The sequence below is a fragment of the Streptomyces sp. NPDC093064 genome (assembly GCF_044754605.1).
GTDB lineage: Bacteria > Actinomycetota > Actinomycetes > Streptomycetales > Streptomycetaceae > Streptomyces.
Genome location: NZ_JBIVPK010000028.1, coordinates 24,781 through 37,854 on the forward strand (window position 1 = coordinate 24,781; position 13,074 = coordinate 37,854).

At 73.0% G+C, this 13,074-nt stretch carries 8 protein-coding genes and 2 tRNA genes; 5 read left to right on the plus strand and 5 right to left on the minus strand.

The genetic code is table 11. The features are described 5' to 3' along the window. The first annotated feature begins 80 nt into the window (after positions 1 to 80). Both ACIQFZ_RS28085 and ACIQFZ_RS28090 read left to right on the plus strand, forming a co-directional pair. Complete coding sequence (locus tag ACIQFZ_RS28085) at positions 81 to 2,222, plus strand: PQQ-binding-like beta-propeller repeat protein (protein WP_402692438.1); 2,142 nt, start codon at positions 81 to 83, stop codon at positions 2,220 to 2,222. A 134-nt stretch (positions 2,223 to 2,356) separates the two neighbouring features. Next, positions 2,357 to 2,641, plus strand: coding sequence for a tyrosine-type recombinase/integrase (locus ACIQFZ_RS28090; RefSeq protein WP_402692456.1), 285 nt, complete (start codon positions 2,357 to 2,359; stop codon positions 2,639 to 2,641). On the opposite strand, the gene ACIQFZ_RS28095 is transcribed toward ACIQFZ_RS28090, so the two are convergent. Then, a tRNA-Arg gene (locus tag ACIQFZ_RS28095) sits at positions 2,607 to 2,679 on the minus strand. The genes ACIQFZ_RS28090 and ACIQFZ_RS28095 overlap by 35 nt on opposite strands. Before the next feature lie 196 nt (positions 2,680 to 2,875). Continuing rightward, a tRNA-Ser gene (locus tag ACIQFZ_RS28100) sits at positions 2,876 to 2,966 on the minus strand. A gap of 182 nt (positions 2,967 to 3,148) precedes the next feature. Here ACIQFZ_RS28100 and ACIQFZ_RS28105 point away from each other — a divergent pair. Together ACIQFZ_RS28105 and ACIQFZ_RS28110 are read left to right on the plus strand one after the other, a co-directional pair. Continuing rightward, positions 3,149 to 3,682 (plus strand): SSI family serine proteinase inhibitor, encoded by a 534-nt coding sequence (locus ACIQFZ_RS28105; protein ID WP_402692439.1) that lies wholly within the window; start codon positions 3,149 to 3,151, stop codon positions 3,680 to 3,682. A gap of 304 nt (positions 3,683 to 3,986) precedes the next feature. Next, positions 3,987 to 8,627: a PAS domain-containing protein gene (locus ACIQFZ_RS28110; RefSeq protein WP_402692440.1), complete on the plus strand. Its 4,641-nt coding sequence runs from the start codon at positions 3,987 to 3,989 to the stop codon at positions 8,625 to 8,627. 113 nt (positions 8,628 to 8,740) lie between these two features. On the opposite strand, the gene ACIQFZ_RS28115 is transcribed toward ACIQFZ_RS28110, so the two are convergent. The 3 genes from ACIQFZ_RS28115 to ACIQFZ_RS28125 all read right to left on the minus strand — a co-directional run bounded on the left by ACIQFZ_RS28115 (position 8,741) and on the right by ACIQFZ_RS28125 (position 11,716). Then, positions 8,741 to 10,396: a long-chain fatty acid--CoA ligase gene (locus ACIQFZ_RS28115; protein ID WP_365423464.1), complete on the minus strand. Its 1,656-nt coding sequence runs from the start codon at positions 10,394 to 10,396 to the stop codon at positions 8,741 to 8,743. Between the two features lie 118 nt (positions 10,397 to 10,514). After that, complete coding sequence (locus ACIQFZ_RS28120; protein ID WP_365774851.1) at positions 10,515 to 11,072, minus strand: SigE family RNA polymerase sigma factor; 558 nt, start codon at positions 11,070 to 11,072, stop codon at positions 10,515 to 10,517. A gap of 332 nt (positions 11,073 to 11,404) precedes the next feature. Beyond that, positions 11,405 to 11,716: a hypothetical protein gene (locus tag ACIQFZ_RS28125; protein WP_365423470.1), complete on the minus strand. Its 312-nt coding sequence runs from the start codon at positions 11,714 to 11,716 to the stop codon at positions 11,405 to 11,407. A 366-nt stretch (positions 11,717 to 12,082) separates the two neighbouring features. Here ACIQFZ_RS28125 and ACIQFZ_RS28130 point away from each other — a divergent pair, with 366 nt between their 5' ends. Next, complete coding sequence (locus tag ACIQFZ_RS28130; protein ID WP_402692441.1) at positions 12,083 to 12,967, plus strand: bifunctional DNA primase/polymerase; 885 nt, start codon at positions 12,083 to 12,085, stop codon at positions 12,965 to 12,967. Positions 12,968 to 13,074: the final 107 nt, after the last annotated feature.

Sequence of the window (13,074 nt, forward strand, 5' to 3'; positions counted from 1 at the left end):
CGGCCTGGCTCCGTTTCCGGAGCGGCAGGCCCTACTCTGATCCCCGTGAGGCAGGCAGGCGCTGGGAAGGATGATCGGCGATGAGGCCCCTGAGCACCGGGGACCCGGAGTCCGTAGGCGGATACGCCCTTCTCGGTCGGCTCGGGGCGGGCGGCATGGGAGTCGTCTATCTGGGAGTCTCCGCCTCGGGACGGCAGGTCGCGGTCAAGCTCGTGCACGGGCCGTATGCCCAGGAGGAGGAGTTCCGGACGCGCTTCCGGCAGGAGATCGCGGCAGCGCGCAGGGTGAGCGGTGCCTTCACCGCGCCTGTCGTGGATGCCGACCCGGACGCCGACCGGCCGTGGATGGCGACACTCTACGTGCCGGGGCTCAACCTCACCGAAGTCGTGGAGAAGGACGGCCCGCTGAGCCAGCGGGAACTGCGCGCGCTGGGGCTGGGGCTCACCGAGGCGCTGCGCGACATCCACCGGGTGGGCCTGGTGCACCGGGACCTCAAACCGGGCAACGTCCTGATGACCGAGGACGGGCCGCGCGTCATCGACTTCGGCATATCGCGCGCTTCTGACAGCCAGAACCTCACCACGACCGGGCGGATGATCGGCACTCCGCCCTTCATGTCGCCAGAACAACTGGCCTCTCCCCGAGACGTCACCCCGGCCTCGGACGTGTTCTCGCTGGGGTCACTGCTGGTGTTCGCGGCCGTCGGCACGGGACCGTTCGACGCCGACAGCCCGTACATAACCGGTTATCAGGTGGTGCACGGGACCCCGGACCTCGGCGGGGTGCCCGAAGCACTTCTGGGCATTGTCGAGCGCTGCCTGGACAAGGACCCGGCCGCACGGCCGGAACTGACGGACATACACCGCATGCTCCAGGCGCTGCCGGAATCCGACGCCACCGGGTCCCCTGAGACCGGGCAGTCCGCGCAACCCCGGCGCCGCCCCACTTCTCGGAGCGCGGCCATCACCTCCGCGGACGCCGCGACCGGCACGGGCAAGCGCCGACGAGCACGGATGCTGCTCACCGGCCTCGGCGCGGCGCTGGCCGTCACGGGGCTGGGTATCGGGGTGGGTGTCTTCGTGTCCGATCCGGACACCACCACCACCTCCGACGCCACCGCCACCGCCCGTGCCGCGTCACTGCCCGACGGCTGGCGGCCGTGGCAGACGAAGCTGCGGTACGACGTGAAGGGTGTCCCTCTCGACTACAACAGCCCCGGATGCGTGGCGGAGGGAAGCGCCCTGTTCTGTGGCGGTACGGGATTCACGGCCGCCAGAATCGACGCGGCCTCCGGCCGCACCCTGTGGCGGACCGGCACCCGCCCTCAGGGGGCGCAGCCGATCGGCGTTCGCGACGGGCTGGTCTACCTGTACGAGGAACCGAACGACGAGACCAGGCGGGTGGTGGCCCTCGACGCCGGTACCGGGCACCGGCGGTGGCAACGCGACATCAACCGGGCCGAAAAGGCGGTCCTGTACGACGGCGGACTGCTGACCATGTCTCCCGACTCCTCGTGGTTCGTGGCCTACGGACCTTCCGGCAAGGAACTGTGGCGGACGCCCTCGCTGGACGAATACTGCACTCCGTCGGTGCTGGGAGGCGTCCCCTACGCCCTGTGCTCGGAGGGCACCGAGTCCGGCCAGGCCCCGGTCGAGCTGATGAAGCTCGGACCCGGCAGCCTGACCGAAACCGCCACACTGCCCAAGAAGGCGGAAGCGCTCGGCGCCGTCGGCGGGCAACCACTGTTCCTCGCCCCCCAGACCGCGAAGGACGTGTACGAAGCCGGGTACGAACGGCCGTACAACGCGCTGCTGCGGGTGGCCTCCCAAACCGGGCAGGTCAGACGGGTACCGCTGGCACATCCGCTGACCGGTGCGGCCACCCTTGCGAACGGCGTCGTCTACTTCGTCCGGTCCGACGGGTCGGTCACCGCGGTGTCGGCGGACAGCGGCACACAACTCTGGCAGAAGGTGACGGACGTGGAGAGTCTGTCCGCGCCCGCGGTGTCAGCGACGCACAAGCGGGTCTATTTCTCCAACCGCTTCGGCCGTCTGCTGGCACTGGACAGTCGCACCGGAGCAGAGGTTTGGCGCACCTCCGCACTGGACGACCCCGGGGACAAAGCGCAGGGCTACCCGCCGCGAGTGCTGCTCGTCAAGGACGCGATCGTGGCGATGGCCGGCGACACGGCCTTCTCCCGGAGCCTGGACGGGCCCACCTGACCGGCCGAGGCAAGCGCCGCGCACCGTGCGGATCAGGCGTGAGCAGGACGGACCCGGAGCACGACGGCCCGCTGCGGAGAACGTCGGCTTCAGGGACGCTTGTCCGGCGCCTCGCCCGGTAGCCACTGCAGGGCCTGTGCGCCCGCGCGGAAGTCCGTAAGATCCGCTTCCATGACCTGCGCCACACGTGCGCGTCCTTGCTTCACGAACAGGGCGCCGACGCCCGCATGATCATGGAAGTGCTAGGCCACAGCTCGATCCGCGTGACCGGTAGCCGTCTGATCAACCCCGCGCCCGTCCTCCGATGCGGTTGCTGTCAGACACTGTCGTCAACGCCAAAACCAGAGGCCCTGTGGATCACTCCACAGGGCCTCTGGTGTGCTGTGCACTCGGCAGGATTCGAACCTGCAACCTTCTGATCCGTAGTCAGATGCTCTATCCGTTAAGCTACGAGTGCTTGTTCTGTTTTTGTCTTCGCTTTGGACCCTTCTGGGCCGCTCGCGGCGACAGGAAGAACATTACATGACTGCCGCCGTCATGTGAAATCCGTTCCCCCCACCCCTTGTGACCTGCGGAAACAAGGTCTGGAGCGGGACAGAGCCGACAACGCCGAAGCCCCGGTCTGAAGGGACCGGGGCTTCGGTGATCATGCGCGGAGGCGGAGGGATTTGAACCCTCGATGGGCTTTAAGGCCCAAACCGCATTAGCAGTGCGGCGCCATAGACCGGACTAGGCGACGCCTCCAGCACAACCGCTCACGCGAGCGCGCGAGTGGTGCGTGCAGATGATGACACAGCCGAGTGGGGTGTCACCAATCGCCCCCTACGGTACTAGGCAGGTGGGGCCCAGGGCAAAGCCCTTCTGGTGGCGTCGGGCGGGTGGCGGCCGGGGCGCAACGTCCGGGGGCGCGAGGCGTTAGTCCAGGCATGACGCAGATCGGATCTCTCCCAGCCCGCCGTTCCGCGGTGTCGCGGGCGCTGGCACTCGGCGCCTCCGCCGTGTTCGCCGGGCTCGCCTCGGTCTCGGCCGTGCCCGCCGCCTCTGCCGCCGCGCCGCCGCCCGTCCGGATCGAGGACCGGGCCGGCGACCACCTCACCGTCACCGTGCGGCACGCGGGCGCGGGCAGGGACGGGACGTACAGGCTGTACTGCCACCCGGCCAGGGGCAGTCACCCCGACGCCCGCCGCGCCTGCGACGTGCTCGACCGGAACACGCGCTGGGGGCGGGAGCCCTTCGCGCCCGTGCCCAACGGCAGCGTGTGCGCCATGCAGTACGGCGGTCCTGCCACCGCCCGCATCACCGGAACGTGGGCCGGGCGCCGCGTCGACGCGGCCTACGACCGCGGCGACGGCTGCCGGATCGACCGCTGGAACCGGCTCGTGCCGCTGTTGCCCGGCCTCGGCGCCCCGAGGCCGGCCGCGGTGTCCCGTAGCGGCGCGTGGGCGGGAACGGGCGCGTAGGCAGGGGCGGGCGCGCCGGCGCGTACCCGTGTGTAGGTGGGGACGGGGAGCACCGGCACGTACCGGTGCGTAGGCACGTACCGAAGGTGTGGTGGACCGGGAGTCCGTAAAGGTCTCGCGGAGGTCGTGCGAAGTGAAATCGTCCGGTCACAGGTTCGACGTCAACTCCGCGTGCGACCTCCCTCTCATCCGGCGTCGCGGGAGCAACCTCTGCGCATAGACTCCCTCGCGTGACACGCTGCGGGCCGGTTGGCAAGATGGCCTCCGCGGTCGGCAAGGTGCGGTGACAGGGAGGAAGCGTCTCGTGAGCAGCAGGCCATCCCGAGGCGCTGCTCGCCTCGCTGCCATACTCGACGCGCTGCCCGACGCCCTGGTGCTGGTCAACGCCAACGGCACCGTCGTCAACGCCAACACCATCGCGCTGGAGGCCTTCGAGACGCCGGGCACCGCCCTCGTCGGACGGGGCCTGCTCGATCTGCTGCCGCAGTTCGACTCCAAGCTGATTCCCGGCTCCATGCGCCGCCCCGACCACATCGACCCGCGCGGGCGGACCAAGCCCACCCGGATGACGGCGCGGCGGACCGACGGGTCCGAGTTCCCGGTCGAGGTCACGAGCGCGAATCTGGAGAACAGCCAGCAGGCCTACGACGGCCACGGCTACAGCGGCGACGAACTGCTGATGCTCGTCGTCCGCGATCTGTCCGGCACCGTCGACACCGAGGCCGAACTGGCCCGTTCGCAGCGGCAGACCGAGATGATCCTGCGGGCCGCCGCCGAGGGCGTCGTGGGCACCGACACCGACGGACGAATCGTGCTCGTCAACCCCGCGGCCGCCCAGATACTGGGCTACCGGGCCGGTGAACTCGGCGGCCGCGAGCTGCACACCCTCGTCCTGCACTCGCGCCCCGACGGCTCCCCTTTCCCGTACGGGGAGTCCCCGCTCGCCGACACCCTGCGCTCCGGGCGCAAGCACCGGGTGCGCGGGCAGGTGCTGTGGTCCAAGGCCGGCGACAAGGTTCCCGTCGATCTGACCACCGCGCCGGTACGCGACGGCGACCAGCTCGTCGGCGCCGTCATGACCTTCACCGACCGGCGCCCCTACGACACGCTCGCCGACGAGAAGGCCGCCGAGGAGCAGCGCCACGAGGAGCAGCTCGAACAGCTCGCCGAGGAGCACGCCTCCGAGCTCACCGCCCTGCGCCAGCAGCACGTCACCGAGACCGAGGAATTCACCGAGCGCCACGCGGAGCAACTCGCGGCGAACGAGGAGCGCTACGCCGCCCTCGGCGAGCGGGAGAAGGACCGCTACGAGGCGCTGGCCGGCCGGCACGAGCAGTTGCTGACCCTCCTCGGCGGCTCCCTGCGCGGGCCCCTGGACGAACTGCGCCGCGAGCTGGCCGCTCTCGCCGCCGACGACGCCGGACAGCTGTGGCCCGAGGCCAACCAGGTGCTGCACCACCTGTCGGCCGGGTACTCCCGGATCACGACGCTGATCGACAACGTCCTCGGCTACCAGCGCCTCGACACCGGCAGCGAGGAGATCACCCGGACGAAGGTGATGCTGGACGCGGTCGTCGCCGCCGGTGTCGACGGCGCCATCGAGCTGATCGGCCCCGGGCGGGTGCAGTTCGCCGTGCACGCGCCGCCCATCGAGGCCGAGGTCGATCCGCGGCGTCTGGCCACCGCGCTCGCCCACCTCGTCGCGGACGTCGCAGGCGTCGACGCGACCGGGAACTCGCCCGTCTCGGCGGGCGGTTACATGGACAACACCGTCGTGGTCGCGGCGGCGCAGCGCGGTGAAGTCGTCCGGATCGAGGTGCGCGGGCCGTACGCCGGGGGAGACCCGGTGCACGAGCCGATCGTGCGCGGGATCGTCCGGGCGCACGGCGGTGTGCTCCAGACCCACGAGGTGCCGGGCATGAGCGGCAGCGCGTACGTCCTGGAGGTGCCGCTCGGCGGCGGTGCCGGCGTCGTCGCGGCCCCGGCCCAGTTTCATGCCCTGGAGCCGGCCGCGGTTCCCGAAGAACCTGTCCCGGCTGAGCCCGCCGTGCCCGAGCAGCCTCCGGGCGGCGGACGGCGGCGGGCCCGGCGGTCCTCGACGGACGCGTTCCTCGAGAGTGACAGCGAGGGGGAGACCGCCGGTGCCCCGGTGGCTCCGACCGGTCGGCGCAGGCGGCGGGCGGCCGAGTCGTCCCAGGAGACCGGGCAGGTTCCGGCCCAGGACACGGACGGCTCCGGCGGTACGGGACGGCGGCGCGGACGGCCCGCCGACGCGGCGGGCGTGTCCGAGGGTGCCGTGGTCATGGCGGCGGAGCACGGCGCGGGAACGGCGGCCTCGGGTACGGGACTCGGCGGTACGGTGCCGCCGCAGGGCGTACCCGCGCCCACCGGGCGGCGCGCCCGGCGCGAGGTCGGCCCGCCCGAGGCACTGCCGGCGGCGCTGCCCCCGGCTGCCGACGCGCAGCCGGAGGCCCCGCAGACCGAGGCGGTGCAGACCGAGGCGGTGGGCGGCGAGAACCCTGCGGCGCCCGGCCCGCAGCCGACCGGGCGCCGTCGGCGTGCCCTGGCGGCGGCGACCGAGCGTGCAGCCGCGCAGGAGGCGGCTCCCCGTCCGGTCTTCGCCCTGCCGCCCGCGGAGGCGGACCGGCCCGCCGAAGGCCCGGAGACCGCGCAGGCGCTCCGGGTGCCGGCGCAGGGCGCCCCTGCCGTCGTCCCCCTGGGCGACGAAGGGCAGCACGAGGCCGTACCCCACGACCAGGCCGACGACCACACGCCGCCGCAGCCGCATCCCACGAGCGCGCCGACGGGACGCCGGCGGCGGGCAGTGGCCCAGCCGCAGGACACCGCGGCCGCGGGCGCGACGCCCGCGCAGGGGGCACCGGGGGTTCCGGGGGCACCGGGTGTTCCGGGTGCGCATGCCGGGGCCGTGCCCGTGTCCTTGCCCGGCGCGCCCGCGCAGGGCACAGCCGGACCGGGCGTTCCGGTGCAGGCCGAGCCGGGTGGCGCCCAGGCGCTCCCGCAGCCTGTTCCTCAGGTGACTCCGGGTCAGCCCGTCGTCCCGCAGGGTGTGCCCGGTCAACCCGTCGCACCCCAAGGCGTGCCGGGACACCCCACCCCGCAGCAGATGACTCCCGGTCAGCCCGTCCTGCCGCAGGGCCTGCCCGGTCACCCCGCCGTGCCCCAGGCGGCTCCCGGACAGCCGGGTGCGGGGCCGCAGGCTCCCGGGCAGCAGCCCGTTCCGGGGCAGGCGCTGCCCGCGCAGCATCCGTCCGGGCAGGCGGCCCTGCCGGCACAGGTGCCGTCGCCGGAGCACGGGGCCGCGGGTTCGGCGCCCGCTCCCGCGCACGGCATCGCCGGCCAGCCGCTCCCCCAGCAGCCCGCCGCACTCGCTCCCGCGCAGAACCCCGCCGTCCCGGCCCCGGCTCCTGCCCAGCCCTCCGCCGGGCCGCTCCCCACGCAGCCCGTTCCCGCGCAGGGCATCCCGGTCCCAGGCGCCCCGGCTCAGGCAGTCCCCGGCGCGGTTGGCGGCCCCGTACCGCCGAACGCCACCGGCGCCCTCATGCCCCCGGCCCAGGCCCTTCCCCAGCCGCCCGCACCCGGTGCACCCGGTACCCCGGGTACACCGCCCCACGGCACCCCGGCCGCCGCCGGCCCCGCCCTCCCGCCCGAGCAGGCGACGGGTCAGGCCGCCGTACAGGCCCAGCCCACCGCGCAGCAGTCCGGCGCCGCCACCGCGGCACCGCGCGCGGCCCAGCCGTTGCCCGCCGAGGCCGCCGCGCCCGTCGACCCCAACTCGACGCAGGGGCGGGCGATCAGCGTGCGCACGCTGGGGCAGGGCGTGCCGTTCAGCCGACAGGCGGCACAGGCTCAGGCACCGCAGCCGCCGTCGGCCACGCCGCCCCCGCAGGCCGGCGGTTCCGGCCGCCGCCGCAAACTGGGCACTCCGCCCGATCCGGCCGCCGCCGCGCGCCCGCAGACGCAGACCCCGCCGCAGGCTCAGCGGCCGGACCAGACGGCCCGCCCGCACCCGCCGGCCGAGCAGCCCTCCGCGCAGCCCTCCCGGGGCGGACCCGCCATGGCCGTCGGCACCGAGGGCGGCGGACGGTCGTACGCCATCGGGGCTCCGGACGAGAACGCCGCCGAGGGTCCCGAGCCGCTGGACGGTCCCGGCGGTGCCGTGGAGATCGCGGACACCCCGCGGCCGCAGCCGATGGACGACGAACTGCCGCCGGAGCCGCTGGACAACCCACGCCGACTGCTGGTCTGGCCGGCCCCCGACATCACCACCCAGCAGGCGCTGAGCGACCGCGGCTACCGGCCGGTCATCGTGAACTCGCGCGAGGAGGTGGACGCGCAGATCGCGGCCTTCCCCGCCGCGCTGTTCGTCGACCCGCTGACCGGGCCGATCACGCGCACGGCGTTGCAGTCGCTGCGGCAGGCGGCGGTCGCCGCCGAGGTGCCGGTGCTGGTCACGGCCGGACTCGGGCAGGCGACGCGCGAGGCGGCCTACGGCGCCGATCCGGCCGTACTGCTGAAGGCGCTCGCGCCGCGCGACAGCGAGCAGCATCCACCGCGTGTGCTGCTGATCGAGGAGCACGCGGAGATCGCGCTGGCGCTGACGGCGACGCTGGAGCGGCGCGGGATGCAGGTGGCGCGGGCCGCGAGCGACAACGACGCGGTGACGCTCGCCGGGCAGTTCCGGCCGAACCTGGTCGTGATGGACCTGATGCAGATGCACCGGCGCCGCGCCGGGATCCTGGACTGGCTGCGCGCGAACGGGCAGCTCAACCGCACGCCGCTGGTCGTCTACACGGCCGCCGTCGACCAGGCCGACCTGCCGCGGCTGGCCTCGGGCGAGACGGTGCTGTTCCTCGCGGAGCGGTCCACCAGCGCCGAGACGCAGAGCCGGATCGTCGACCTGCTGGCCCGCATCGGTACCAACTGACCGACTGGCCCACGTCCCTACGACGCCGGGGCGCCGGGCGGGGATGCGTGGTGCTCCCTGCCCGGCGCCCCGGCGTCGTACGCGTACGCGTGCGTGTGCCGTCCGGTCCGCGGTCAGATCCGGGTGATGTCCAGCTCTCCGGCGGCGTACTGCCTGCGCAGCACCTTCTTGTCGAACTTGCCGACGCTGGTCTTCGGAACGGCCTCGATGATCGTCCAGCGTTCCGGGAGCTGCCACTTGGCGATCCCGCGCTCCTCCTGGAGGAAGACGCGCAGGACCTCGAAGCCGGCGGTGGTGCCTTCCTTGAGGACGACGGTGGCCAGCGGGCGTTCGCCCCACTTGTCGTCGGGGACGGCGACGACGGCGGCCTCGGCGACGTCCGGGTGGGACATCAGGGCGTTCTCCAGCTCCACTGAGGAGATCCACTCGCCGCCCGACTTGATGACGTCCTTGGCCCGGTCGGTGAGGGTGAGGAAGCCGTCGGGGCTGATGGTGCCGACGTCGCCGGTCTTCAGCCAGCCGTCCTCGCTGAACTTGTCGGCCGGGCGCAGCGGTTCGGCTCCGGGGCCGTTGTAGTAGGCGCCGGCGATCCACGGTCCGCGGACCTCCAGCTCGCCCGCGGACTCGCCGTCCCACGGGAGGCGTTCGCCGCCGGGTCCGGTCAGGCGGGCCTCGACGCCGGCCGGGAAGCGGCCCTGGGTGAGGCGGTAGCCGAACTCCTCGTCGGTGCCGACCGCGTGGGCCGGCGGGCGGGCGACCGTGCCGAGCGGGGAGGTCTCGGTCATGCCCCAGGCGTGGCAGACCCGCATGCCCAGCCGGTCGAAGGCCTCCATGAGGGAGGGCGGGCAGGCCGAGCCGCCGATGGTGACCTGGGTGAGGGCGGAGACGTCGCGGGGCCGGGCGGTCAGCTCGGCGAGCAGCCCCTGCCAGATGGTGGGCACGGCGGCCGCGTGGGTCGGCTTCTCCCGCTCGATCATCTCGGCGAGGGGGGCCGGCTGCAGGAAGCGGTCCGGCATCAGCAGGTTGACGCCGGACAGGAAGGTGGCGTGCGGCAGGCCCCAGGCGTTGACGTGGAACTGCGGGACGACCACGAGCGTGGTGTCCTGGTCGGTCAGGCCCATGGACTCGCTCATGTTGACCTGCATCGAGTGCAGGTAGACCGAACGGTGGCTGTAGACCACGCCCTTGGGGTCGCCCGTGGTGCCGGAGGTGTAGCACATGGCGGCGGCCTGGCGTTCGTCCAGCTCGGGCCAGTCGTAGGTGACCGGCTTGGCCGCGATCAGGTCCTCGTACTCGTGCACTTGGGCGTGGGAGCCGTCGAGCGGGGTGCGGTCGCCGGGGCCCGAGACGACGACGTGCTCGACCGTCTTGAGGTGCGGCAGCAGCGGGCCGAGCAGCGGGATCAGGGAGCCGTTGACGATGATGACGCGGTCGGCGGCGTGGTTGACGATCCAGGCCAACTGCTCGGCGGGAAGGCGAAGGTTGAGGGTGTGCAGCACCGCGCCCATGCACGGGATCGCGAAGTACGCCTCGACGTGCTCGGCGTTGTTCCACATGAGGGTCGCCACACGGTCGTCGGCCGCGACGCCGAGGTCGTCGCGCAGGGCGTGCGCCAGTTGGGCCGCGCGCTCGCCGATCCCGGCGAAGGAGCGGCGGTGCGGGTCACCGTCACCGGTCCAGCTGATCACCTGCGACGCCCCGTGGATCGTCGACCCGTGGGCCAGGATCCTCGAGATCAGCAGTGGTACGTCCTGCATGGTGCTCAGCACGGCGTCCTCCCGGGGCGGCGTCGCCTACGCGGTGGTAAGGGCTGCGCTGATTCTGCTCACATACCACGTGGTATGTCACTAGGCCCGGATGATCGATCACACAACGTTCCCCCAACGGTCAGCGCACGCGCACCAGCTCCGGGTCCTCCCGCAGCTTGCCGAGCGCCCGCGACACCGCCGACTTCACCGTCCCCACGGACACTCCGAGCACCTCGGCCGTCTGAACCTCGGAGAGGTCCTCGTAATACCTCAGGACGACCATTGCCCGCTGCCGCGCGGGCAGCTTCATGATCGCCCGCCACATGGCGTCGCGCAGCGCCTGCTGCTCCGCCGGGTCGGTCGCGCCGGGCGCCGGCTCCGGCTCGGGCAGTTCGTCACAGGCGAACTCGTCGACCTTCCGCTTGCGCCACTGCGAGGTGCGGGTGTTCAGGAGCGCGCGGCGCACATAGCCGTCGAGGGCCCGGTGGTCCTCGATCCGCTCCCACGCCACGTACGTCTTGGTGAGCGCGGTCTGCAACAGGTCCTCCGCGTCGCTCGGGTTCGCGGTCAGCGACCGGGCGGTGCGCAGCAGCAGCGGCTGCCGGGCCCGCACGTACGACGCGAAGGACGGGTACGCCGGAGTCCCGGTCGCCGGTATGGCGGCTTTCGACACGCTGGTGCAGACGGGTGTGGTCATGGCTCCACGCTAGGAGCGGCACCCGCTCCCGCGGATCGCCCGCAGGTCCCGCAGCCGAGTCCGCCTCAGGTTGTAGGGGTGGGGTCGACCGCACCTCCTGAAGGTGGAGGAACGGGGCATGTGTACTGCGGGTTCACCCCTGGGGGACGTCCTGGACGGCGTCCCGGGCGACCGGCCCCCCGGGGCGCGGCGCCTGAGGCGGTCGCACGGAACACGTCTGCGCGGCGGCGCCGAAGCACCGCCGCGCAGAGGTGTGTTACGTCCCCACGAGCACACCCACCAGGGAGTTCAGGGCCGGCGGGTCCCCAGAGTGCGCGCCGGCCCGCCCCGACTCACCACAGACGGGTGAAGTGGATGACGACGTTCTTGTTGCCCTGCTGGATGGCCGTGAACGCGGAACGGCTGACCTGTGCGGTGTTGCTCTGGTTCGAGGCGCCCGAGCCGACCGCCTGCTGCTGCGTGGTGGACGAGTTGCCGCTGTTGTCGCGGCCGACCCCGCTGCCGACGACGCCCGCGACGCCCGCGTTCGATCCGTCGCCCGCGATGGCTCCCGTGCCCGCGGCGGCGACGCCGGTGAAGAGCGCCGCGGCGAGGGGGATGGCCGCCGCGGCGGCGAGAACACGGGCGGTACGGGTACTTGCCATGTTGCTCCTCCAGTACGAGGTACACACCGGCTGCCTTGCCGGGGAGTACGTGAAGTACGGCTTTCACCTGGGCAGTTGGCCGACCGCCCGGGCCTTCTCACGACGTCGCGAGATCAGAGTTGCCCACCGGAACCCGGCGAACCACCCCGGAACGCCCGATTCGCACGCAAGCGTGAGGACATGTCGATAAACCCCTTTCACCACCTTTCCTGCCCCCGTAGGCTTCGACGAGGGCGGCTCGGGCCACCGCCCCCCAAGCGCCGCAAGGGCTGAGGCGTTCGTCCCGAAGCCGCCCCAAAACCCCGCCCCACGGCGTGCCACGCCCGCCCCCTTTCCTTTTTCGAACGTGCGTACGAACATAGAAGCATGGCCACCATCGACCGGCAGGCCACGACGCTGGCCCTCGCCCACGCCCTGTCAGCCGCCGAACGCGGACTGGCCGTCATCCCCCTGTCCCGGACGAAACTCCCGGCCCTGCGCTCCCCCCACCGCGACGGCCCCGACCCGGTGGGCCCGCCCGGTCCGCCCTGCCACGGCGAGTGCGGCCGCTTCGGCCACGGGGTGTACGACGCCTCCACCGACCCGGCCCGCATCCGGGAACTGTTCGCCGCCGCACCCTGGGCCACCGGCTACGGCATCGCCTGCGGACTGCCCCCGCACCATCTGATCGGCGTCGATCTGGACACCAAGAACGGCACGAACGCCTCGGCGGCCCTGCGTGAGCTCGCCCTGCGCCACCTGTTCACCATCCCCGCCACGGTGGTCGTCCTGACCCCCAGCGGCGGCCGCCACCTGTGGCTGAGCGGGCCGCCCGACGTCGTCGTCCCCAACTCGGCCGGACGCCTGGCCCCCGGCATCGACATCCGCGGCGCCGGCGGCTACCTGGTCGGCCCCGGCTCCCGCACCGGACACGGCGTCTACGCCACCGCCCCCGGCACCGCGCACCTCGCGCCGGCCTCCTGCCCGCGCGCCCTCCTGCGCCTTCTGCTCCCCCCGCCCCGCACCGCCCGCCACCCCGTACCGCCCTCGGCGGGCCGGCACGGCGAGGGCCTGGTGCAGTTCGTCCTGGGCGCCCACGAGGGCCAGCGCAACACCCGCCTGTTCTGGGCCGCCTGCCGCGCCTACGAGGACGGCATCGGCCCCGCCCTCGTCACCCCGCTGGTCGACGCGGCCCTGCGCATCGGCCTGACCGAACGCGAGGCCCGCGCGGCCATAGCCTCCGCGGCCCGCCTGACGGGCCACCGGCCCTGAGCCCCCGACGAGAACGGCCCCGAGCGGGCGCCGGATCACCGGCCGGCCGGCTCCGGCTGCCGGTCGCACGGCGGCGGTCTCGGAACCACACTGGTCAGTGGGGCGCC

Excerpts from the sequence above, each read along its gene's own strand:
- ACIQFZ_RS28085 (WP_402692438.1), top strand. The coding sequence starts at position 81 with ATGAGGCCCCTGAGCACCGGGGACCCGGAGTCCGTAGGCGGATACGCC.
- ACIQFZ_RS28105 (WP_402692439.1), top strand. The coding sequence starts at position 3,149 with ATGACGCAGATCGGATCTCTCCCAGCCCGCCGTTCCGCGGTGTCGCGG.
- ACIQFZ_RS28120 (WP_365774851.1), bottom strand. The coding sequence starts at position 11,072 with ATGACCACACCCGTCTGCACCAGCGTGTCGAAAGCCGCCATACCGGCG.
- ACIQFZ_RS28125 (WP_365423470.1), bottom strand. The coding sequence starts at position 11,716 with ATGGCAAGTACCCGTACCGCCCGTGTTCTCGCCGCCGCGGCGGCCATC.
- ACIQFZ_RS28130 (WP_402692441.1), top strand. The coding sequence starts at position 12,083 with ATGGCCACCATCGACCGGCAGGCCACGACGCTGGCCCTCGCCCACGCC.